General features: G+C 70.3%; 27 protein-coding genes. 6 read left to right on the top strand and 21 right to left on the bottom strand.

What is annotated here, in order from left to right; all coding sequences use genetic code 11:
• Positions 1-5: 5 nt before the first annotated feature.
• The 6 genes from ACWD35_RS09035 to ACWD35_RS09010 form a co-directional block, all read right to left on the bottom strand.
• Positions 6-2252, bottom strand: a complete 2247-nt coding sequence (locus ACWD35_RS09035; RefSeq protein WP_451350500.1) for a phosphotransferase — start codon at positions 2250-2252, stop codon at positions 6-8.
• Between the two features lie 279 nt (positions 2253-2531).
• Positions 2532-3245: an HAD family hydrolase gene (locus tag ACWD35_RS09030; RefSeq protein WP_451350499.1), complete on the bottom strand. Its 714-nt coding sequence runs from the start codon at positions 3243-3245 to the stop codon at positions 2532-2534.
• Positions 3245-4096, bottom strand: coding sequence for a GntR family transcriptional regulator (locus ACWD35_RS09025; protein ID WP_451350807.1), 852 nt, complete (start codon positions 4094-4096; stop codon positions 3245-3247). The genes ACWD35_RS09030 and ACWD35_RS09025 overlap by 1 nt, the downstream gene beginning before the upstream one ends.
• A 191-nt stretch (positions 4097-4287) precedes the next feature.
• Entirely contained in the window at positions 4288-5196 is a 909-nt protein-coding gene (locus tag ACWD35_RS09020; protein WP_451350498.1) for a winged helix-turn-helix domain-containing protein, read from the bottom strand.
• A gap of 365 nt (positions 5197-5561) precedes the next feature.
• Complete coding sequence (locus ACWD35_RS09015; RefSeq protein ID WP_451350497.1) at positions 5562-6812, bottom strand: GNAT family N-acetyltransferase; 1251 nt, start codon at positions 6810-6812, stop codon at positions 5562-5564.
• A 77-nt stretch (positions 6813-6889) separates the two neighbouring features.
• Positions 6890-7504, bottom strand: a complete 615-nt coding sequence (locus tag ACWD35_RS09010; RefSeq protein WP_451350496.1) for an RsiG family protein — start codon at positions 7502-7504, stop codon at positions 6890-6892.
• Between the two features lie 159 nt (positions 7505-7663).
• Between ACWD35_RS09010 and dtd the strand changes: the two genes are divergently transcribed.
• Positions 7664-8089, top strand: coding sequence for a D-aminoacyl-tRNA deacylase (dtd, locus tag ACWD35_RS09005; protein WP_451350495.1), 426 nt, complete (start codon positions 7664-7666; stop codon positions 8087-8089).
• Between the two features lie 46 nt (positions 8090-8135).
• Here the strand turns inward: dtd and ygfZ are convergent, their stop codons facing one another.
• Positions 8136-9101, bottom strand: a complete 966-nt coding sequence (ygfZ, locus tag ACWD35_RS09000; protein ID WP_451350494.1) for a CAF17-like 4Fe-4S cluster assembly/insertion protein YgfZ — start codon at positions 9099-9101, stop codon at positions 8136-8138.
• A gap of 10 nt (positions 9102-9111) precedes the next feature.
• Complete coding sequence (locus ACWD35_RS08995) at positions 9112-9549, bottom strand: Fur family transcriptional regulator (protein WP_451350493.1); 438 nt, start codon at positions 9547-9549, stop codon at positions 9112-9114.
• Positions 9550-9714: 165 nt separating this feature from the next.
• Between ACWD35_RS08995 and ACWD35_RS08990 the strand changes: the two genes are divergently transcribed.
• Both ACWD35_RS08990 and ACWD35_RS08985 read left to right on the top strand, forming a co-directional pair.
• Complete coding sequence (locus ACWD35_RS08990) at positions 9715-11067, top strand: AAA family ATPase (RefSeq protein WP_451350492.1); 1353 nt, start codon at positions 9715-9717, stop codon at positions 11065-11067.
• Between the two features lie 43 nt (positions 11068-11110).
• Positions 11111-11572: an RloB family protein gene (locus ACWD35_RS08985; RefSeq protein WP_451350491.1), complete on the top strand. Its 462-nt coding sequence runs from the start codon at positions 11111-11113 to the stop codon at positions 11570-11572.
• Between the two features lie 57 nt (positions 11573-11629).
• On the opposite strand, the gene ACWD35_RS08980 is transcribed toward ACWD35_RS08985, so the two are convergent.
• From ACWD35_RS08980 to ACWD35_RS08945, 8 genes are all read right to left on the bottom strand, one after another.
• Positions 11630-12202, bottom strand: coding sequence for an FABP family protein (locus ACWD35_RS08980; RefSeq protein WP_451350490.1), 573 nt, complete (start codon positions 12200-12202; stop codon positions 11630-11632).
• Between the two features lie 216 nt (positions 12203-12418).
• Positions 12419-13309 carry a hypothetical protein gene (locus ACWD35_RS08975; RefSeq protein WP_451350489.1) on the bottom strand — a complete coding sequence of 297 codons (891 nt, stop codon included), beginning with the start codon at positions 13307-13309 and terminating at the stop codon, positions 12419-12421.
• Positions 13306-14145: a hypothetical protein gene (locus ACWD35_RS08970; RefSeq protein WP_451350488.1), complete on the bottom strand. Its 840-nt coding sequence runs from the start codon at positions 14143-14145 to the stop codon at positions 13306-13308. The genes ACWD35_RS08975 and ACWD35_RS08970 overlap by 4 nt, the downstream gene beginning before the upstream one ends.
• Complete coding sequence (locus ACWD35_RS08965; RefSeq protein ID WP_451350487.1) at positions 14142-14927, bottom strand: hypothetical protein; 786 nt, start codon at positions 14925-14927, stop codon at positions 14142-14144. Before ACWD35_RS08965 ends, ACWD35_RS08970 begins: the two co-directional genes overlap by 4 nt.
• Positions 14928-15137: 210 nt before the next feature.
• Positions 15138-15425, bottom strand: a complete 288-nt coding sequence (locus ACWD35_RS08960) for a DUF1416 domain-containing protein (RefSeq protein ID WP_451350486.1) — start codon at positions 15423-15425, stop codon at positions 15138-15140.
• Between the two features lie 33 nt (positions 15426-15458).
• Positions 15459-16304 carry a sulfurtransferase gene (locus tag ACWD35_RS08955; protein WP_451350485.1) on the bottom strand — a complete coding sequence of 282 codons (846 nt, stop codon included), beginning with the start codon at positions 16302-16304 and terminating at the stop codon, positions 15459-15461.
• A gap of 137 nt (positions 16305-16441) precedes the next feature.
• Positions 16442-16522, bottom strand: coding sequence for a putative leader peptide (locus tag ACWD35_RS08950; protein WP_350310325.1), 81 nt, complete (start codon positions 16520-16522; stop codon positions 16442-16444).
• A 238-nt stretch (positions 16523-16760) separates the two neighbouring features.
• Complete coding sequence (locus ACWD35_RS08945) at positions 16761-17501, bottom strand: LmeA family phospholipid-binding protein (protein WP_451350484.1); 741 nt, start codon at positions 17499-17501, stop codon at positions 16761-16763.
• A gap of 116 nt (positions 17502-17617) precedes the next feature.
• On the opposite strand from ACWD35_RS08945, the gene ACWD35_RS08940 reads away from it, so the two are divergent.
• Positions 17618-17881 carry a DUF3099 domain-containing protein gene (locus ACWD35_RS08940; RefSeq protein WP_451350483.1) on the top strand — a complete coding sequence of 88 codons (264 nt, stop codon included), beginning with the start codon at positions 17618-17620 and terminating at the stop codon, positions 17879-17881.
• A gap of 24 nt (positions 17882-17905) precedes the next feature.
• Here ACWD35_RS08940 and ACWD35_RS08935 read toward each other — a convergent pair whose 3' ends face one another.
• The 3 genes from ACWD35_RS08935 to ACWD35_RS08925 are packed head-to-tail and all read right to left on the bottom strand — an operon-like array spanning position 17906 to position 18695.
• Positions 17906-18268: a DsrE family protein gene (locus ACWD35_RS08935; RefSeq protein WP_451350482.1), complete on the bottom strand. Its 363-nt coding sequence runs from the start codon at positions 18266-18268 to the stop codon at positions 17906-17908.
• On the bottom strand, positions 18265-18516 hold the full coding sequence (locus tag ACWD35_RS08930) for a hypothetical protein (RefSeq protein ID WP_451350481.1): 252 nt from the start codon (positions 18514-18516) through the stop codon (positions 18265-18267). Before ACWD35_RS08930 ends, ACWD35_RS08935 begins: the two co-directional genes overlap by 4 nt.
• Positions 18513-18695, bottom strand: a complete 183-nt coding sequence (locus ACWD35_RS08925) for a hypothetical protein (RefSeq protein ID WP_451350480.1) — start codon at positions 18693-18695, stop codon at positions 18513-18515. Before ACWD35_RS08925 ends, ACWD35_RS08930 begins: the two co-directional genes overlap by 4 nt.
• 172 nt (positions 18696-18867) lie before the next feature.
• On the opposite strand from ACWD35_RS08925, the gene ACWD35_RS08920 reads away from it, so the two are divergent.
• Together ACWD35_RS08920 and ACWD35_RS08915 are read left to right on the top strand one after the other, a co-directional pair.
• The gene (locus tag ACWD35_RS08920) at positions 18868-19707 is read left to right on the top strand and encodes a helix-turn-helix domain-containing protein (RefSeq protein ID WP_451350479.1); all 840 of its coding nucleotides are present in this window, start codon (positions 18868-18870) and stop codon (positions 19705-19707) included.
• Entirely contained in the window at positions 19689-19895 is a 207-nt protein-coding gene (locus tag ACWD35_RS08915) for a DUF397 domain-containing protein (RefSeq protein WP_451350478.1), read from the top strand. The genes ACWD35_RS08920 and ACWD35_RS08915 overlap by 19 nt, the downstream gene beginning before the upstream one ends.
• Here the strand turns inward: ACWD35_RS08915 and ACWD35_RS08910 are convergent.
• Both ACWD35_RS08910 and ACWD35_RS08905 read right to left on the bottom strand, forming a co-directional pair.
• Positions 19892-21094, bottom strand: a complete 1203-nt coding sequence (locus ACWD35_RS08910; protein ID WP_451350477.1) for a hypothetical protein — start codon at positions 21092-21094, stop codon at positions 19892-19894. The two genes, ACWD35_RS08915 and ACWD35_RS08910, sit on opposite strands and share 4 nt — an antisense overlap.
• Before the next feature lie 2 nt (positions 21095-21096).
• Positions 21097-21351, bottom strand: a complete 255-nt coding sequence (locus tag ACWD35_RS08905) for a MoaD/ThiS family protein (RefSeq protein WP_451350476.1) — start codon at positions 21349-21351, stop codon at positions 21097-21099.
• Positions 21352-21389 lie beyond the last annotated feature (38 nt).

Here is a 21389-nt window from a genome sequence, read left to right as displayed (position 1 = left end):
CGAGCCTACGCAGCGCCACCGGAACGGATGAGCCAGGCCAGGGCCCGGGCCAGGTACGGGTTGGCCCGGCGCGGCGCCGTCAGGCCCAGCGAACCGGTGGCCGCCGCCAGGGTCATCGCGTACGAGTCCAGGGCCCGGCGCACATTGGGGGCGTCCAGGCTCGCCCCGGTGACCAGGCGGTCGAGGTCGACGTAGGCGGAGCGCACGATCTCGATGCTCCGGTACACGCGCCAGTCCCGCGGCCAGTCCCGGGTGTACTCCACGGGCAGGCGGCCCTCCCAGCGGCGGAACATGCGGTCCCGGATCTCCGGCCGGGTCGGGGTGAGGTGCATGTGCCGGACCAGGTCGTAGAGCGGGTCGCCGACCAGGGCCATCTCCCAGTCGATCAGGGTCAGCGCCCGGCGGTCGTCCCGGCGCACCAGGTTCCAGGGGTTGAGGTCGCCGTGGAGCAGGGTGAGGGTGCGGTGGGTGACCTGGTGCCGGGCGAGGATCTCGCGCAGCCGGTGGGCGTCGGGCAGGCCGAGGAGGCGGGCCAGTTGCTGGGACTCCTTCGGCAGTCCGGCCACCAGCGTCACCAGCTGTTCGCTGAGCCAGGCGTAGAAGCCGAGCCGGCCGGCGACCGGGTCGACCTGGATGTAGTCGACCCCGGTGAGCGCGGCCAGCTGGTCGACCAGGCCGTCCGCCTCGTGCGGGAGCAGGCCGTTGACCGGGTGGTCGGGCCTGCTGCCGGGGCCTCGCGGGCCCTCGTAGGTGTGGATGGCGAAGCGGTCGCCGGAGTACGTGTGGCCGACGTCCCTAGCGTGGCTCTCGCCCAGCGCCAGCACGCGGGGCGCGGCCACCGGCACCCCGGACCGCTCGATCGCCCCGAGCACGGCGTGCTCGCTGAGGAAGCTGCGCTCGCGCCGGGTGACACCCGCGACCATGCGGCGGACCACCACCGGGAAGGGAGTACCGGGCACCCACAGCACCGAGTTGAGGTGCGCGGTGCCCTTGAACACCCGGTCGGCGGGGGCCGCCCCCTCCAGGATCAGGGCGTCGTGGACGGCGGCGTGCGGGAAGTCGCGGCGTTCCGGGACGCGCCGGTCCGGCTTCCAGTCGATCGCCCGGGCCTCCGGGCCGCGCCGCGCTCCCCCGCCGCGCCACACCGGGCCGCCCGGCCGGGCGGACGCCCAGCGGAAGAGGATCCGCCCGATCTCCCGCTCCCCCGGCACCTGGGGCAGTCGCAAGGGCTCCGCCGCCGCCTCCAAGGCACGGCGCACCCAGGCCGTCGCCTCGTCCAGGCTGCTCTGGTCGAAGGACTCCTCCAGGGACTTCGCCGCCCGCATCACGTCGGGATACACCGACTGGGCGCGCTCGAAGGAGACGTAGTGCCGCAGGTCCCGCGCCACGCCGTTCACGGCCTCCGGCCGGACCTCGCGCATGGCGCGCACCCACGCCTCGACGACCTCGTCCCACTGGTGGTCGGGGTAGTGCATCCGGACCAGATGGGTGGCCAGGTCGTGCAGCGGGTCGCCGTAACTGGCCAGCTCCCAGTCGACGCAGATCAGGGGCGGGTCACCGCCGTACGACATGATCAGGTTGTCGCGGTGCAGGTCGGCGTGGAGCAGGCTGTAGGGCCGGCGGGACATCGCCGGGACCCGTTCGGCCAGCCGCACGAGAGCGTCCTCGGGCACGCCGAGCGCGGTGAACAGGCCGCCGAAACAAGCCCAGTTGGGCTGTCTGATCTGTACGTCGGCCATGCGGGCCAGGGCCTGGAGGAAGCCCTGGCTGTCGGTGAAGTTCCGGGGCCACAGGGCGGGCAGGGACGGCAGCGCGGCGCTGCTGCGCACCTGGGCGCTCGCGGCGAGCCGGCCCGCCAGTGCCGTTATCAACAGGGCGTCCACCGGCTTGCCGTTGCCGCAGACGCTGGAGAGCGGAACGCCTTCCACATAGCTGTGGATGGCGAAGCCGTCCCCCTCGGCAAGGCACTCGGGCACGCCGCCGAGGACGCCCTTGAGGGCCCGCAGGATCTCGGCCTCGTTCGGCCAGGTACGGATCACCACGGGCAGCACGCCCCGGCGCGGCACCCGCACGATCACGGCGGTACCGGGCTCACGGCCGAGCAGCCGGGCCACCGGTTCGGGCAGCGGGAGCACGTGGTTCTGGTTGTGGAAACCCCGGCTCGCCTGCCCGGCCCTGACGGCATGTCCCACGAACGCCTGGATAACAGCGTGCGGTCCGGCCGCGCGGCGGGGGACGGGTGGTGCGCCCACTGGCCGCTCCGGGGTTCTCGCATGGAAGGGGAAAGGGAAGGAGAAAGGGTGGAGCGGAAGGGAGGACCCGAGGCCAGTGGAGTCGCCCAACAGGTGGTCGGCCACTCATGTGACGGTCGGCCGGGACCGGCTGGTTCGCCATCCCTCACGCACGGATCCGAGCGGTCGCTCAGCCGGTTGGGCGGATGCTATCGCACGCCACGCCCTGCACCCGCGCAGCGCGACCCTCTTCGGTCACCAGTTCCCACACCGCCTCGACTTCACCGGACCCGCCTGTCGTCAGCCGCGCAGCATCTTCAGCAACGGCTCCAACGACGCGACCACGACCCCGGCTCCGGCCTCCCGCAAAAGCTCTGCCTTCTCTTCGTTACGCGCGTAGCCGAGGAACGGGACGCCGGCGCGTTGTGCGGCGGCGAGGTCCGAGGGGGAGTCGCCGATCATCAGAGCGGCCGAGGGGGCGGCACCCATCGCGTTCAGGGCGCGGTTGAGGCAGTGCGGGTCGGGCTTGAGGAGGTGCAGGTCGGGGGTGCGGCCGTAGATGTGGGGGGCGAAGCAGGGGGTGAGGCCGCGGTCGTCGAGGTAGGCGCGGACCACCCGGGGGGAGTTGTTGGTGGTGATGGCCAGGCGGGAGCCGACGGCGGTCCAGGTGCGTATCAGGGGGTCGGCGTATTCGGTGGGCAGCGCGGAGTACGCGGCCCGCAACTCCTCCTGGGTGAGGCGTTCCTCCAGTTCCGTGACCAGGTCGCTGCCGGGGTGCCGGCGGTCCACCGCGCGGAGCACCACGTGCGGGTCCAGGGAGTCGCGCTCGGAGTCGGTCAGCAGGCCGTGCAGGCCACGTCCGGCCAGCCACTCCACCAGCTCGGTCGCCACCCGTTCCGCCTTGTGCCCGGCGAACAGGCGGCAGATCGGCCCGTCGAAGTCCCACAGCACGACCCGGGCGGAAGTGATCAGTTCCAGCAGCGGATCGGTCTGCGTCGTCGTCTCAGAAGTCACTAGGAGAGTGTCAGGTCCGTAGAGATGGTTTCCCAGAGGGCGTCGAACCACTTCTGCGATTGCTCCACAAACGCCGCGTCCCGCTGACCGGCCCGCTCCTCGAAGCAGAACAGGAGGGATTCCGAACCGAGGGTGTCGTACATCTCCAGCGTTCCGCTGTCCGTCGGCTCCTCGCGGCGCGAGACCATGTAGTACGCGTACAGCGCCTCCGCGCCGTTGAGCAGGTACAGCTTGGCCGGCGGGGTGAAGGGCAGGGCGCGGAAGGTGACGTGCACGTCGATGTCATGAGTGCCGCGCAGGGCCCACAGGTTGTACTGGAGTACCTGGCCCTGGGCGTTGCGCATGCCCAGCCAGCGCTCGTGGACGGCGTCGTCGTCGCCGTGCCGGTCGACCGGCACCGGGAAGGCGAGGTTGATGTCCTGGGACGGCAGCAGGATGCGGGCGTCGATGCGTTCGGGGCGGATGCGGCCCTCGTGGATCAGGCGCAGCGGTTCACCGAGGGCGGGCAGCAGGGTCTGCGCGGTCAGGCAGACCGCGTCGATGCGCACGTGCGGCGCGGAGAACGCCTGGGTCAGCCGGGGGGCGAGGCCCACCATGGTCGGCTGCGGTTCGTCCCGGACCGGCCGCGGTCCGGCGACGCGCGGCGGGCTGCCCTTGCTGACGTCGGCGAGCAGGCCGTCCGCCTGCAGGGCCCGCAGGGCCTGGCGTACGGCACCGCGCTCCACGCCGAACTCCTCGGCCAGCTCGGCCTGGGTGGGCAGCCGGTCGCCCGCCTTGAGGTCGCCGGTACGGATGCGCGCGCGCAGGGTGTCGGCGATCTCCTGGGGCGTGAGTCTTCTGCCCCCGTTCACTGCCGCGTTCTCCGACACGTTCACCGCCACGCTTTCCTGGGTCACGACCAAACGCTACAACTCTGATCCATCTAGTGGGAGTTGTACGAGACCCCAGCAGAGTTGGTCGCCACCTTCCTCCAGTTGGCAGGCTGAAAGGGGGAACCACCATGCCCGCCCTCGCGGGCACCGCGCCATGACGTCGGCGCTGTCTACGACGTCAGCACCAGTTCCGAACTGATCGTCTCCCACAGCGCGTTGAACCACAGGTGGGACTGCTCCACGAACGTGGTGTCCCGCTGGTCGGCCCCCTGCGCGAAGGAGAACAGCATCGAGCGCGTGCCGTCCGTGTCGTACGTCTGCACGTGCTCGTGCTCGATCTCCCGCTCGCGGCGCCGGAGCGTGTAGTACGCGAACAGCGCCTCGGCCGCGTTGAGCAGGTACAGCTTGACCGGCGGGGTGAGCGGCAGCGCGCGGAACGAGACGTGCACGTCGATGCCGTGGGTGGTGCGCAGCGCCAGCAGGTTCTGCCGCAGCACCAGGCCCTGTGCGTTGCGCTGGGCCAGCCAGCGCCGGTGCAGCAGCTGGCCGTCGGCGGGGTCCACCGGCGCCGGGAAGGCGAGGTCGATGTCCCGGCTGGGCAGCAGCACCCGGACGTCGATCTTGGCCGGTTTCAGCCGCCCCGCGTGGATCTGCCGCAGCGGCTCGCCGATCGCCATCGTGAGCGAGACCGAGGTCAGACAGAGCGCGTCGATCTCGACCTGCGGGGCCGCGAAGGCGGTCGCGATGCGCGGCGCGAGGGCCACCATGGTCGGCTGCGGCGGCACGGCGGGCCCGGCCGCGGGCCTGACCAGCACCGGAGCGTCGGCCACCGTGGCCGGGGCACCCTTGGAGATGTTGGTCAGCAGCCGCTCCGACTGCAGTATGCGCAGCGCCTGCCGTACGGCCCCGCGCTCGACCCCGAACTCGTCGGCCAGCTTGGCCTGCGTCGGCATGCGCTGGCCCGGGCGCAGCTCACCGGACCGGATCCGGGCGCGCAGTTCGTCGGCCACCTCGTGATGTGACGTGCGGGGCGGCCGGGACCTCGTCGGTCCACTGGCGGAAGCGTGTTCCGGCTCCACCGTTCTACGGTACAACTTCCCGCCATCTTGCGGCAGTTCAGTGAAAGGTGGTTATGAGCCGCTCTCTAGCGGAGATAAGCAGAGTGAGTTGGTAGCCAACTCGCACAACATGGTCGAGCTTCCCAGTGGTTGGCCGATCGGGCTTCCTTCCGGAGGGGAGCCGGGAGCCCGGACAGGGGACGGCCACCGGAACGCACAGTCACAACTGAACACCAGCGCGCACAGCCACAACTGAACACGTGCAGCGCAGACACGCAGCACGGAGCACAGCCACAACTGAACAGCTCGCTACGGATGAAACGAGTGATCAGGCACCCGTCGTCGCAGGAGAGGAGCGCCGGAAAAAGCGCCAGAGCGCCAGAACGTCAGAACATGTCCGGGCAGTACGGCCGCCCGGACACGCGCAACAGGGCGTCGGCCTTCCGGGCGACGCCCTCTCGTTCTTCCTGCACCCGGCCCAGCGCCGCGAGCCGGACCAGGGACTCGTCCCCCAGCCACACCCGCGCCAACTCGCCCACCCCCAGCGTCAGATCGGCACCCTCGGTCGACGTGGGCGTGCAGGACACCCCCTCCGGGGACGCCTCCAGCCGGAACCGCCCGCCCGTGAGCCCGCCTGGGTCCACAACCTCCAGCACCAGCGCGCCCGTCCCCTCGTACGTCCGCGCCTCCAGGGCCCGTACGACGTCCAGGACGCGCAGCCACAGCCAGTCGCCCTGGCTGGTGATCCGGGCGGCGCGCGGGTCGGGCAGATAGAGGGGAAGCAGGTCGTCCGGCCCGCGCCGGCCGCTCTTGACCTTGGTGACCCAGTCGACCGAGCACACGAACTGCCACAGGGCGCGCTCGGCCGCCGGAGTCGTGGCGATCAGCCCCCTGACCTCGGCGGTCTGGTCCGGCTGCCGGCCGTTCCAGTTGCCGTCGATCTCGTACGTCACCAGGCCCTCGACCGTCCCGGCGGCCGACCGGTACACGGCGTGGAACGGCTCGGTCCACGGCTGGTACCCCAGGTCGAGGGTGCCGGTGTACACCTGCCACCACAGCTCGTCACGGCTGACCACGCCGTGCCGCGCGCGGCGGAAGCGCTCGAACAGTCCGGGGCCCAGCCTGCGGACCTCCGCGCCGTCCACCAGGTCGATCCGGGCGCCGTCCGCCGGGCCCGACGAGCGCGGATCGAGCCCGGACCGCAGGACGTCGACGGTCCACTCGGCCGCCGAGACCGCCGGCCCGAAGCCGAACCGGCCGTAGATCGGGTACTCCGCCGCGACGAGGGCGGCGACGACGTCGCCACGCTCCCGCGCCGCCGCCAGATCCCGGCTCATCATCCGGGTCAGCAGGCCCCGCCGCCGGTGGGTGGGGCTGACACTGACGTGGGAGATCGCGTTCGAGGCGACGAGCGCGCCGCCCACCGCGGTCACTTCCTGGGCGAAGGAACGATACGTCGCCACACAGCCGTCGCCGTCGAAGGCGCCGAGCAGCCGGTCACCGAGGCACTGCCGCCGCCGGGCCTCCACTTGCTCCGGGGCCAGCCTCGTGGAGCGCGTGAAACCGGTACTCATGGCGCGCCGCCAGTCCGCGAAATCGGCCTCGTCGACGGGATTCACGGCTCGGACTTCGATCATGGGCACACGGTAGGCACGCGGCACGCCGGATGTCGCCTCAATTTCACCCGGCGCACTTCACACCCGGCCGGCAGGCCTCACTCCAGCAGGTCGTCGACCTGCGCCTCGCCCACCCGGTACCGGCGCGCGATCTCCCCGCTGCAGTCGTCGGTCGTGCGCTGCAGGCACTGGCGGCGCCGGGAGACCTCCTGCTCGTAGCGGACGAGCCGGCCCATGGCGGTGGTGAGTTCGAGATCCGTGCGCGCCTGGAGGTCCGACAGCTCGACCTCGGCGAGCATCTCGGCGGCCAGCTGCCGGTACTCCTCGTTGTGCGGGGTGCCGAGGGTGACATGGCGGGCCGAGGAGCGGTGCCGGGCCGGGGCGTCCTTGAGGATCTCCGGGAGCCGGTCCACGACCGAGCCGTCCGCCGGGGCCGGCACGGACGCCCGGCCGCGCCGGGCCAGCTCCGCGCGCAGGATGTCGATCCGGCCCTGCAGCAGCCGCCGCACATAGCTGAGGTCGGCCTCGTCGCGCTGGGCGTCACGGCGCAGGGCGCGCAGCTCGGGCAGGCTCAGCGGGGCCAGCTGGGGCTCGGGAGACTCGGCGGGCAGCGCCGGCGCCGGCGGAGCCGACGGAGCCGGCAGGCTGTCGCCGCGCTGCGCGGGCGTCCGGTAGATCCCCTGCAACGGCTGCCCGGCACTCGGTGTGCTCATGTGCGTGTGACGTCCCCTCGACCCGGCGTGTGACAGCATCGTGCCACCCCAAGTGGCCACTATGTGACCGAGTGCCCCCGAACGGCCCCAGATAGGGTGTTAAGGATCAATAGTGGGCCCCCGCCGGCCGCGCCCGGAGCACCCGGCATGATGGTCCGCATGCGTGCGGTGGTGCAGAGAGTGGACGGCGCGAGCGTCGTCGTGGACGGCGAGACGGTGGGCGCGATCGAGGGCGAGGGGCTCTGCGTCCTCGTCGGCGTGACCCATGAGGACACCAAGGAGAAGGCGGCCCAACTGGCCCGCAAACTCTGGTCGATCCGGATGCTGCACGACGAGAGGTCGTGCAGCGACATCGACGCCCCGCTGCTCGTCATCAGCCAGTTCACCCTGTACGGCGACGCACGCAAGGGCCGCCGCCCCACCTGGAACGCCGCCGCGCCCGGCGAAGTCGCCGAGCCGCTGGTGAACGAGGTGGTCGCACAACTGCGCGCGCTGGGCGCGACGGTGGCGACGGGGCGCTTCGGCGCACAGATGCGGGTGTCGCTGACGAACGACGGCCCGTTCACGGTGCTGTTGGAGATCTAGGCACTGCTGTTGAAGATCGTTGAAGATCCAGGCACTCCCAGGTGCCTCAGGGCTCGACGATCGTCTCCTGGGCGGCGGCCGTGTCCCCGGCGATCAGCCGGGCGTCGACCGGCACGTTCCGCTTCACCAGGGCGAGGGCGATCGGGCCCAGCTCGTGGTGGCGTACGGACGTCGTCACGAAGCCGATCTTGCGGCCGTCGGGGCCCTCGTCCGCGAGCCGGATCTCGGTGCCGTGCACCGGCAGGTGCACCTCGCTGCCGTCGAGGTGCAGGAAGACGAGCCGCCGGGGCGGCTTGCCCAGGTTCTGCACGCGGGCGACGGTCTCCTGCCCCCGGTAGCAGCCCTTCTGGAGATGGACGGCGGTGCCGATCCAGCCCAGCTCGTGCGGGATGGTCCGGTGGTCGGTCTCGAAGCCGAGGCGGGGCCGGTGCTGCTCGACGCGCAGCGCCTCGTGGGCGAGGAGACCGGCGGCCGGGCCGTGCGCGGCGGCGAAGTCCTCCAGGTCCGCGCGCGGCAGGAACAGATCACGGCCGTACGCCGTCTCGCGTACGACGACGCCGTCCGGCACCTCGGCGATGGAGCCGGCGGGCAGGTGCACCACGGCGAAATCGGCGGTGCGGTCGGCGACCTCGACCCGGTAGAAGAACTTCATCGACTCCAGGTACGCGATCAGCGCGTCCTGGGTGCCGGGCTCGATGTGCGCCCAGACGGTCGTACCGTCGTCCACCAGGTACAGGGCGTGTTCGATGTGCCCGTGGGCGGAGAGGATCAGCGCCTCGGTGGCTTCGCCGACGGGCAGTTCGCTGACGTGCTGGGTGAGCAGCAGGTGCAGCCAGCTCAGCCGGTCCTCGCCGGTGACGGCGAGGACGCCGCGGTGGGAGAGGTCGACGAAACCGGTGCCCTCGGCGAGGGCGCGCTGCTCGCGGAACAGGTCGCCATAGTGGGCGGCGACGCCTTCGTCCACGCCCTCGGCGGGGACGGCGCCAGGCAGGGACAGCAGGGGGCTCTTCATACGGGCAAGCCTACGACGTGGTGCTTGAACCCTTCAGCGAACAGTCCTTGCAGCGGCCGAAGATCGCGAAGTGCTTCATGTCGGTCTCGAAGCCGAACTGTTCGCGCAGCTTGGCCGTGAACTCCGCGGCCACCGCCACATCGGCCTCGATGACGTTCTCGCAGTCCCGGCACACCAGGTGCAGATGCCGGTGGCGGTCGGCGAGGTGGTAGGTGGGCGCGCCGTGCCCGAGGTGGGCGTGGCTGACCAGGCCCAGCTCCTCCAGCAGCTCCAGCGTGCGGTAGACGGTGGAGATGTTGACCCCCGACGCTGTCTTCCTCACTTCCACGAGGATGTCGTCGGGGGTCGCGTGCTCAAGGGTGTCGACGGCTTCGAGGACAAGCTGCCGCTGCGGCGTCAGCCGGTAGCCACGCTGCCTGAGGTCGCTCTTCCAGTCGGTGCTCACCACGGACCCAAGTCTACGGGCGCCAACGGTACGGCAACCCGGCGTGAACTTTTCACACGAAAGGGCTGGAGTGGCCGCCATTGGCGTTGCCAGATAGGCATCTGCGAGATTTACTGGCAGGTAATGGAAATAGTACAGCTATGAGAGCGAAGCCGGAGGTGTGTGATCGTGCTGCTCAGCTTCCGTGTGGCGAACCACCGTTCCATCCGGCAGGAGCAACAGCTCAACCTTCATCCGGTCTACGAGGACGACCGCCCCGCCGGCACTGAATGGCAGGCTGTACCGGTCGCGGGCGTCTTCGGTGCCAACGCGTCCGGCAAGACGAACCTGCTGGACGCCCTCCAGTACATGGCCCGCATGGTGGTGTCCTCGCACCGGGACGCCGAACCGGACGGCGGCATCCTCCGCCACCCGTTCCTCCTCGACGACGAGGCCAAGGACGAACCCTCCTGGTACGTCGCCGACCTCCTGCTGGACGGGGTGCGCTACACGTACGGCTTCGCCGTGGACGACGACCGGGTCACCGAGGAGTGGCTGGACAGCTATCCCAAGGGCAAGAAACGCCAGCTCTTCTCCCGCGAAGGCGACAGCGTCAAGCCCGGAGCCTCGCAGGAGGCCCGGGAACTGGAGCTGGTCGAGAGCATCACGGAGCCCAACGTCCTCTTCCTCTCCCTGGCCGCGCGCTCACGCCAGCGGGACTTCCGGCCGGTGTACGACTGGTTCGCGCGAGAGCTCCAGTTCCGCCGCGCGAACGAGACGCGGCCGTACGGTCTGTCCGCCGTGCGCGCGCTGGAGAACGCCGACCGGTACCCGGAGATCATGCACCTCCTCCAGGCCGCGGACCTGGGCATCGAGGGATGCGGCATGGAACGGGTCCTGATGGACGAGGAGAGCCTGCGCCGGCAGTACGGGAGGCGGATCCCCTCCCGGCTGCTGCGCGAACTGGAGGACGAGGGCCCACGGGAGATGGTCCGGCCCTGGGTCGGGCACCGCGGTCGCAACGGCGTCGTCCAGATGGACCTCTACGAGGAGTCGGCCGGTACGCAGGCCTTGTTGGAGCAGGCTCCGCGCTTTCTCTCCGTACTGCGCAGGGGTGGCACCTTCGTCGTGGACGAGATCGACGCCAGCCTCCACTCCCTGCTCACCGCCCGCCTCATCGGACTCTTCCAGAACCAGGACACGAATCCGCACGGCGCCCAGCTGCTGTTCACCAGCCATGACCCGAGCCTGCTCGGCCGACGCGACGGCGAGGACATCCTCAAGCGTGACCAGGTCTGGTTCGTGGAGAAGGACTCCTTCGGCGAGACCTCCCTCTACTCACTCGCGGACTTCAAGCCGCGCAAGGACGAGAACCGGGAGCGCCGCTATCTGGGGGGCAGTTACGGTGGCATCCCGTTCATCGACGAGAGCTTCGCCGATGCACTGCTGAGGAGGGGTGGGGGGACCACTGGCCAGGACACCGAAACCCAGCGGCAGGCCCAAGCCGACATGCTCCCCGAAGCGGCCGAGTCGCGACACTGACCTGACGCGCCACACGAACGTCAGGGACAGCGCCGACCAGCTCATGGTCGTCTGCGGCGCCGAGACGACGGAGTACGACTACCTCAACGGCTTCAAGGCGCACTTCAAGCGCCGGAACCTGTCCGTCAAGGTCACCCGGAAGCCCGGCTCACCGCTTCAGGTGGTGCAGCACGCGGCCGAGTGCTGGGGCGGCGCCGGGGAGGAGTTCGACCAGGTCTGGTGCGTCGTCGACGTCGACGACTTCCAGGACCTGGAGCAGGCCGTGCGGTGCGCCCGGCGGGAGCGCATCGAACTCGCCGTGTCCAATCCGTGCTTCGAACTGTGGCTGTTACTGCACCACACCGAGCACCGCGGGTGGATCCGCGACTACGGCGGGGAGCTGTGGAAGGACGCGGTGCGGCGGGCCCGCGCACTCGCGGAGGAGGGAACGGAGCACCTGCCCGACAGCAATCCCTCGACGCGCATGTGGCGGCTCGCCCTCGCCATCACCGGCGACGCGGTGTAGGGCGCCGCCCTCAGTGGATCCGGCGCCCTCCTTGTTGCCCCGCTCGTCTGCTTGGGCCTACTTGAAGAACGAGATGCCGTCCGGCAGGTCGTCCGGGAGGGCCTTGGCCCAGCGCTCGACGTCCTCCGGGGTGACGACCTTCTTCAGGTGGGCCGACATGTAGGGGCGCAGCTCGACCTCGGGGGTCTGCTTCTCGCCGACCCACATGAGGTCGCTCTTGACGTAGCCGTACAGGCGCTTGCCGCCGGTGTAGGGCTGGGAGGCCGCCGTCCGGGCGACGGCGTCCGTCACCAGGTCGATCTGCGGCTTCTTGTCGGCCAGCTCGCCGTACCAGATCTCCACCGTGCCGTCGTCGCGGGTCATCGTGACCTCGACCTTGCGGTTGGCGTCGATCCGCCAGAAGCCGGACTCCGACTCCAGCGGGCGCACCTTGTTGCCGTCCTTGTCCAGGACCCAGGTGTGCGAGTGGTACTCCAGGAAGTCCCGGCCGTCGTGGCTGAAGCTGACTTCCTGCCCGAAGTTGCACTTCTCCGCGCCGGGGAAGTCGAATACGCCCGCACCGGCCCAGTCACCGAGCAGGAAGACGAGCGGGACGAGGTCCTTGTGCAGGTCGGACGGGATCTCGATCATGAGCGGCAGTATTTCCTAGGTGGGGGTCAGCGCTGGCCCTGGTACAGCTTCATCACGGCCAGCCCGGTGAAGGCGAGCACGCCGACGACGGCCAGGGACAGCAGGATTTCGAAGAAGAGTTCCACGAGAGCTCCTTGAACGGGCGGGGGCGGGCGTACGGCAGGGCCGGGGCCCAGCTTACGCGGCCCGGGCCCCGCTCTCTTGGCGAGGTGGGCCTCAGCCGAGCAGTTCGCTCTGCAGGGTCACGGTCTGCCGGAACGGCACGGCCTTCGCGGAGCCCTCGCGGGACTGCGTGATCACCGCCAGGGTGTCCCCGGCGGTCAGGTACGCCTGCCGGATCTGCTCGCGGCCGTACGGCTCGGTCTCGGCGTACGGCGCGAGCGCGACGTCGGCGATCCGGGCCGCGTCCGGGAACTTCTCGTCGCGCTCGTAGAGGTCGGCGCCACGCACCAGGTAGGTGGGGGCCGAGTAGTTGGTGAGGTCGGCGTTCATCAGGTTCTCGGCCACGGCGGCCGTGTCGAACTGGAGCAGGTAGATCCGGGTGCGGGTGCCGTCCTGGGTGGTCCAGCCGCGGGCCGCGATGTGCCGCAGGCCGTTGTCCGTGAGCTTCTGTCCCAGTTCCCGGCGGTCCTCCTTGTGGTACTGCGCCAGGAAGTCCTTCGTCGCCAGCCAGCCGCCGGCGCCGCGCAGCGTCCGGTCCTCCGTGGCGCCCTTGGGCGCGGGCAGCAGCAGGGCGCGCAGGTCGGCGTAGTGCGCGCCGGCCTTGTTCCCGGTCGCAAAGGGCCCCGGGCTGCCCGCCGGCAGCGGCGGCTTCACCAGTTCCGGGTAGTCCCAGCGCCCGTCGGAGGCGGTGGCGAGCCCCGGCACGTCCGTGCGGTCCATCCGGGTGATCCCGTACGCCGTCCCGGCCCCGACCACCGCGAAGACGGCGACGGCAGCGGTCCAGCGCAGGGCCGCGCGGAGGGTACGGCGGTCCTTCCTGGGACGGGGAGGCGCCGCGAGCGGCTCGGTGACCGCAGTGGGCGGCTCGGTGACCGCCGGGGGCTCCACGGCGGCCGGGGGCTCCGTGACCGCCGGAGGCTCGATGTGGGTCTGGTGGTCGGTCATACGGCCTTCCCCGGGTCCTTGATGCGGTCGAACTGGGCGCGGATCATCTCCGCCGCGCCCTTCTTGTCGAGCGGCTTGGCCGCGGCAACCGTGGCCATGACCAGGACGTCACCGACGTAACCGGAGCACACCATCGTGTCGAGGCCCTCGCCCGACTCGACCGGCGGCAGGAAGCACGCGGCGTTCTTGTGGCCCTCGATCTCCGGCCCCTTGCGGACGCCCTTCATGGCGTCGAAGAGCCGATGCTGGGCGGCGACCGACGAGTGCAGGGTCCGCTCGTTCGCCATCTGCGACAGCGCGATCTCCACGGTGAACGCGTCGTCGGAGTAGGCCATGGAGTCGGCCGCGTGGGCGGTGCTCAGGTAGCTGCGCATCGCCAGGCCTTTGACCGGGTTCTTGTCGATCTCCCGCTCCATCAGCCGCCGCTGGGACCGGGGCAGGTTCCGCAGCTGCTGCTTGCGCAGGTCAGTGGCCTGCCGGCCGGACAACTCGACGTCCGAGCCGAACTCGGCGATGTCCGGGCCGCGGCCGTACTGGTCGTCGCCGTAGGACAGCAGCATCGCGCGCAGACCGGTGGCCTTCTCCGCCACCGGCTTGCCCTTCGCGGCCTTGGGCAGCCGCCAGCTGGGCGCGCCCGGGGACCGGTCGGCGCCGTTCACGGTGACGGCGGTGTAGCCGACACCCGCGGCGGTGACGAGGACCAGCGCGGCACCCCCGGCGACGGCGGCGAGCCGGCGGGGCCGAAGGCGACGCCGGGGTGCGGGCACCTCGGGAGCGGCGTCGACCACCTCGGGGGTCGCGGGGCTCTCGGCGTTCTCCGTGTTCTCACTGGTCACAGCCGCTCCATCTGCCGCTTCGCCAGGTCCCGGATCTTCCCGGACGGGATCGGCTTGTTGTCGAAGATCCAGATCTCCATGGCGACGTCCCCGCGCCAGGCGTGTGCCTCCGCGAGGTAGAAACTCACGCCGGAGACGGTCGTGGACCGCTTGTGGACGTAGGCCATGCCGTCGCCCGTGCCCGGGATCGGCCAGCTCCGGGTGTCGCCCTCTTCCTCGGCCCAGTTGTTGTTGGTGTCGACCGCCTGGGCGGCGCCCCGGGTCTCCTCCTGGCGGTACTGGATCAGGCGGATCTCGACGTAACGGGTGTCGCTCTCGCGCCAGTCGACGACGGCCCCGCGGCGGAACTCCGTCGCGACGAGTTCTCTGAAGGCCCCGCTCGGCCTGCCGAATTCCTCCGCGTAACCGGCGAGGCTCAGCCGGCCGTCGTTGCTCTCGTCGAACCTGCCCTTACGGGCGCCGCTCGGCTTCTTCAGCAGCAGTTTCCGCAGGTCGCCGTCCATCTTGACCTTGCGGTCCTGTGCGGCGGCCAGGGGTGCGGGGCCCTTGCCCTTGGCCTGCGGGAGCGTCGGCTGGGAGAGCGGGGGCAGCGCGGTGGGCTCACGGTCGGCCTGGACGAGGTAGCCGGCGCAGGTGCCGGCGACCAGCCCGAGCACGGCGGCTCCGGCCACCAGCCAGGCGGTACGCCCCCGCCGCCGCACCGGCGCCGCAGGGCTCTCCGGAATCTCCGGGACCTCCAGGCTCTCCGGGCCCTCCGGCACAGGTCTTTCTGGTACTTCCATGAAGTCCCCTCAAGAACGGGAAGCACGGATTCCGTGATCCGCGCTCCACAGGAGACTCATGACATGGGCATGGAGTTGTAAAGAAACCGGTTACGAGTCGATCAAGACCCGGCAAGACCCAAGAAGCGCATGCCGAAGGGCCGCACCCCCGCCGGCGTCCAACCCAGGGGATGCGGCCCTTCAGCCGTCACAGTGAGCCCGAGAAGCTACTCAGACCGCGATGGCGACCTCCGCCAGGCCGCCCTTCTGGGCGACCACGGTGCGGTCGGCGGTGCCGCCGGGCACCAGCGCGCGCACGGTCCACGTGCCCTCGGCCGCGTAGAAGCGGAACTGGCCCGTGGCGGAGGTGGGGACCTCCGCGGTGAACTCACCGGTCGAGTCGAGCAGACGGACGTAGCCGGTCACCGGCTCGCCGCCGCGGGTCACCTGGCCCTGGATCGTGGTCTCACCGGGCTTGATCGTCGAGGCGTCGGGGCCGCCCGCCTTCGCTCCGCACATGTTGAACTCCTTGAGGGGTAAAGGTCGAAGGTCTTACTTGTTGGCGCCGAGCTCGATCGGCACGCCGACGAGGGAGCCGTACTCGGTCCAGGAGCCGTCGTAGTTCCTGACGTTCTCCACGCCCAGCAGCTCGTGCAGCACGAACCAGGTCAGGGCCGAGCGCTCACCGATGCGGCAGTAGGCGATCGTGTCCTTGGCCAGGTCGACCTTCTCGTCGGCGTAGAGGGCCTGCAGCGCCTCGTCCGACTTGAACGTGCCGTCGTCGTTGGCGTTCTTCGACCACGGGATGTTGCGGGCGGTCGGCACGTGGCCCGGACGCTGCGACTGCTCCTGCGGCAGGTGGGCCGGGGCGAGCAGCTTGCCGGAGAACTCGTCGGGCGAGCGGACGTCGACCAGGTTCTGCGAGCCGATGGCGGCCACGACGTCGTCGCGGAAGGCGCGGATGGAGGTGTCCTGCGCCTTGGCCTTGTAGTCCGTCTTCGGGCGCTCCGGGACCTCGTCGCCGGCGACCAGCTCGCGGGCGTCCAGCTCCCACTTCTTACGGCCGCCGTCGAGGAGCTTGACGTTCTCGTGGCCGTACAGCTTGAAGTACCAGTAGGCGTACGAGGCGAACCAGTTGTTGTTGCCGCCGTAGAGGATCACCGTGTGGTCGTTGGCGATGCCCTTCTCCGACAGGAGCTTCTCGAAGCCCTCCTGGTCGACGAAGTCGCGGCGGACCGGGTCCTGGAGGTCCTTGGTCCAGTCGATGCGGATCGCGTTCCGGATGTGGTTCTTCTCGTAGGCGGACGTGTCCTCGTCCACCTCGACCAGGGCGATGGTCGGGTCGTCCAGGTGCTCCTGGACCCAGTCGGCGTCTACGAGGACGTCGCTGCGGCTCATGGTGTTTCTCCTCCGGGGCAGTTGCGGCGGGGGTGCGAATGCGTACGAGTGCGGGCTCCGGTTCGAGCCGGAGGAAGTGCACGGGTGCCCTTCGAGCAGGGCGACTGGGGAACGCGGAGGCCGGGGGACGGTTCCGCTCAGAAGGTGCGACAGAGCATGGCGGCAACGCGGCACAGGTCCACTGCCCGCCGCTTTGTGAGATCCGCCTGTCGCTTCATGCGCTCGATCGTAGGGACGTCCGGGCGGGCGTGTCACCGGTGTGTCATATAGCGAGACACGATCGTCCGCATCGCGGGATCGAAAAAGCGTCCGGGGGTCTTGACGCGATCCCCGGACGCTCGTATGGGTCAGTACATCTGCACTACGGACACGGCCGTCTCGCCAGTCGGACACCCCGCGTTCATTCGAGGTGTTTTCTCCGCTTTTGCCCGCCGTTGTTCCGTTGATGCCTCACAGCTACCCCGCCAGCTTGACGTCCGCACCCTTCACGCTGATCTCCACGCCGTCCGGAGCAGCCTGCACCTTGTCCAGCTTGATGCCGCCCGGCAGCCGGTCGACGGCCTGCTGGAAGTCGGTGATCTGCCGGATACGGCCCTCGGCGACCGCGGCGGCGCCCAGCTTGGGCAGGCTGTCCGCGTGCACCCGCACGTGGTTGTCCTCGACGGTCACCGTGGACAGGACGTACACCGTCTGCTTGATCCCGAGGGACGAGACCGTCCCCTCCACCGCGACCTTGATCTTGCCGTTGCCGCCGTCGGAGAGGCCGACGACGCGGGCCATGATGCCCGGGGCGACCTCGGTCGGCTCGGACTTGGCCGTCTTGAGGAGTTCGCCGTACGAGATCGTCGCGGTACCGGTGGCGGTGGCCGCGGTGGCCGAGCTGTAGTCGCCGGAGAACTCGACGTCCTTCATGTCGGCCTTCAGGTTGTCGACCCTGATGGTCTTGCCGGGGGTGCCGGTCGCCGCCTCGTAGTCCTTGATGCCGACCTCGACGTCGTCCAGGGAGCCGGAGGCGGCCTGGGTGAGGAACGGGAAGCCCTTGATGCTCACGTCCGGGGTCGAGGCCAGGTTCTCCGTCGACTTCAGCTTGTCGGCGGCCTCGCCCTCGGCGAAGTGGACGGCGAGCCGGTCCGCGACCACGAAGAGCCCGCCCAGGATCACGACGACGATCAGTGTTATTCGCAGGGCGCGAGGCATGTGGTGTTCCCCCGGGTCGGTGGTCGTTGCGCAACGCCACGGTAACCCTGCGAACGTCGGCGGCCGGGCGTTTGTGGATCAGTTGTGACAGGGGTCGCGGGATCTACCCTGGAAGCATGTACGCGCGGCGGCGCCACATCTACTTCGCCATGATGGGCACGTGCATCGTGCTCTTCGTCATGGCCTGGGGGTTTGTGCGTTTCTGGTCGATCCCCGTGGCCGTCGGCATGTGCGTCGTCGCCATGATCATCCCGCCGGTCGCCGCGGTGATCGCGAACCGGCGGGGGCCGGAGGACCGCTGGTGGGACGACCCCTCCGGCGACCCGCAGTCCGACGAGTGGTGGGACGAGCTGGACGGAAAGAAGCCGCCCAAGTTGTAAGGGGTGCGGGCGAGGCGGGGGCGCTCAGTACACGAGCGCCTGGGTGCCGTCCCCGAGGGCTTCCTGTACGAAGACCTGCGCGCCCGCGATCCGTACGCCTTCGATGACGTCCTTCTCCGTGATCTCCCGACGGGCGGCGCACTGCGTGCACAGGGTGATCCCGCCGCCCGCGAGGATGGACTCGATCAGGTCCGGCAGCGGCGCGGCATGCGGCAGCTCGAACTCGGCGGCCCGCCCCGGCAGCGCGAACCAGGACGACTCCCCGGTCAGCCACAGCGACACCTCGACCCCGCTGGCCACGGCCACCGCCGCCACCGTGAACGCCTGCGAGCAGCGCTCGGGGGCGTCCGCCCCGGCCGTCACCTTGATCACGAGCTTCTTGGTCATGCTGGAAGCGTAGCCGCGAGGACGACGGTCACGAGGAGCGTGGCCACACACAGCAGGCTGAGCACGCCGCTCACGAGGTCACCGTCCACCTTCCGCTTCCGCCGGTGCCGGGGGCGGGTGCCGGGGTGGAAGGGCGGCAGCGCGTAGGCGGGATACAGGGGCTCCCGGTCGCGCGGCGCCCCCTGCTCCTCCCGCCGTTCCCGCTCCCGCCTGCACTCCTCGTACGGCAGACCGCCGCCGCGCGTCATGCGCGGTGCTCCCGCCGCAGGTGCTGGCGCATCAGGACGTTCGCGTCGGTCTCCGCGCTGCGGTCGTACTCGGCGTGCGCCTTCTCCCGCCGCGCCACCAGCTCCGCGCACGCGGCGCAGCCGGGGACGGGCTGGGGCGGCCGGCTCAGGTCGTCGTAGGTGGCCGATTCCGTTCGCATAGGCTTTGCTCCTTTGCTCACCATCTATACGGAATGTGGCAGTTGCCATACTCTGCGTATTCCTGGGTGATACGAGGATGGCCCAGTCCGGAGGCCAACACACCCAGAACCGCTGGTAGTTCCATGCCGGGCGGCCTAAATTCCACAAATTCCACAGCCAGGGAGGTGTGCCGTGCCGCAGCGGAGGGCGATCACGGGGCGGAGCCAGGAGCCGAGGGCGCGTTTTGCGGAGGAGCTGCGGCTGCGACGGGCCGCGCGGGGCGTGTCCCTGCGAGCGCTGGCGGATGCGGTGGGCTGGGACGCGTCCCTGTTCGGGAAGTTGGAGAAGGGCCAGACGCTGGGCGGCCCGGAGGTGGTCGAGGCGCTGGACCAGTACTACGGCACGGGCGAGTTGCTGATCACGCTGTGGGAGCTGGCCATGGCCGACCCGACGCAGTTCAAGGAGCGGTATCGGCAGTACATGTTGCTGGAGGCCGAGGCGGTGAGCATTTGGCACTACGCGCCGAGCATCATCCACGGCCTGCTGCAAACACCCGAGTACGCCACCGAACTGCTTACGCAAGGCGGGCTGACCGGGGCGGAGTTGGACGCTCAGGTTGCCGCCCGCATGGGACGTCGTGAACTGCTGCTGATGGACGGTGGGCCGCAGTTCCGCACAATCCTCTCGGAGACGGTGCTGCGCAGCCCGCTTCGTAACCCCGATGAATGGCGCGCGCAATTGCGCCATCTCTTGGTGATGAGCGAGCGCCCCAACATCACCATCCAGGTGCTGCCATGGACGAAGGGGCTGCACGGGCTGACGAACACCGACACGATGTTCCTGCAGGGAGCTGGCCGGATCGTCGCCTGGATCGAGACCGGCTACTCGGGCGAACTGGTCCAGGAAACCACCACCGTTGAGCAGCTCCAGCTCCGATACGATCGGGTACGCGATTTGGCCCTATCTCCGGACGAATCGCGGGAGTTCATCCGTCGGATGTTGGAGGAAGCGCCATGCGAGCCATTGACCTGAGCAACATCACGTGGCGCAAGAGCAGCTACAGCAACCAGGACGGCGGCGCCTGCGTCGAGGTCGCCGACAACCTCCCCGTCGTCCCCGTCCGCGACAGCAAGGCCCCCGCCCTCGACGCCCTCCTTTTCGAGGCGAGCGCCTGGGCTGCCTTCGTGGACGGGGTCAAGGGCGGGGGCCTCGGCCGCTAGGCCAGCGCGCGCCCCAGTACCCACACCACCGGCGCCGCCGCCGACAGCGGTAGGGCCACGCCCGCCGTGAAGTGGACGAAGCGGGACGGGTAGTCGTAGCTCGCGACCCGGTGGCCGATCAGCGCGCACGCCCCGGCCGCCAGACCCAGCAGCGCGCCCTTCGCGCCCAGGCCTGTCATGCCGCCGACCGCGATTCCCGCGCCTGCCGCGGCGAGGAGCGAGACCACGAGTGAGGCCGGGCCCGGCAGCGGCAGGACCCGGGCCAGGACGGCCACCGCCACCGCCGCCGCGCCCACGGAGACCGCGTGCGGGGTCGCGCCCAGGTAGCCGGTGGCGAGGATCGCCAGGGCCGCCGAGACGACCGTGGCCATCAGGCCGTACATCCGCTCGTCCGGCGAGGCGTGCGAGCGCAGCTGGAGGACCAGCGACAGCAGGACCCAGACGCCGAGGGGGCCCAGGATCGCGGCGGGCGCGTGGTCGCGGCCCGCGGCGAGCACCGCCACGTCCGCCGCGAGGCCCCCGAGGAACGCGAGGGCGATGCCCTGGCGGGCGGGCCACATGCCGTTGAGCCGGAACCAGCCCGCGGCCGTCACGGCCTGGAGCAGCACCAGCGGGGCGGCCAGGGCGTACGAGGCGACGGGCGCGGTGGCCGCGAGCAGCACGCCCAGGAGCGCGGTGAGCAGCGCCGGCTGCATGCCCGGCTCGATGATCGGCGAGCGGCCCTCCAGCCGGGCCCGCTGGGCGTCGGTGATCCGGGCGTTGCCTGCGAGCGTGGCGGGGCCGTACTCGGGGCCGGAGACGGACTCCGGCTCGGGGGCGGGAGCGGGGCCGGGTTCAGCGACAGGCTGCGGCTGCTGTACCGGGGCCGCCTCGGGCGCGTACTGCTGCTCGTACTGCTGGTACTGCTGCTGATACGGCTGCTGCTCCTGCTGCGGCAGATATGCCGTCTCCGGCGCCTGCGCCTGCATCGGCGTCTGCAGCGAACCGTGCGTCTGCGTCTCCCAGGTCTGGCCCTGCCACTGCTGGGTGAGCTGGGGGTCGTAACCGGGCTGCTGGACGTACTGCCCGTGCTGCCCCTGCTGCCCGTACTGGTCGTACTGCTCCTGCCCAGGCCACTGCTGCTGCTGTTGCTGGTGCTGCTGCTGCTGGTACGGGTCGTAGCCCTCGTACGGGCCGCCCTGATACGGCTGGTCGGTCATGCTCACCCTCCTGCGAACGGCGGGAGCACCTCGACCGTGCCGCCCTCGGCCAGCCGTACCGTCTCATGCGCGCGGGTCCCGACGGGGTCACCGTCGATGAGGAAGGAGCAACGCTGGAGCACGCTGGTGAGTTCACCGGGGTGTCGCTCGCGCACGGCGGCGAGCGCGTCGGCGAGCGTGGCCGCTTCGTACGGCTCCTCGGCGACCCCGGCCGCGGCCTTGGCGGCGGCCCAGTAGCGCACCGTGACCTTGGGCATCTCATTCCTCAATCGGCGGCAAGAAGACAGTGAAGAAA

This window comes from Streptomyces sp. NPDC002671 (assembly GCF_053592475.1).
This window is presented reverse-complemented; position numbering and strand designations above follow the sequence as displayed.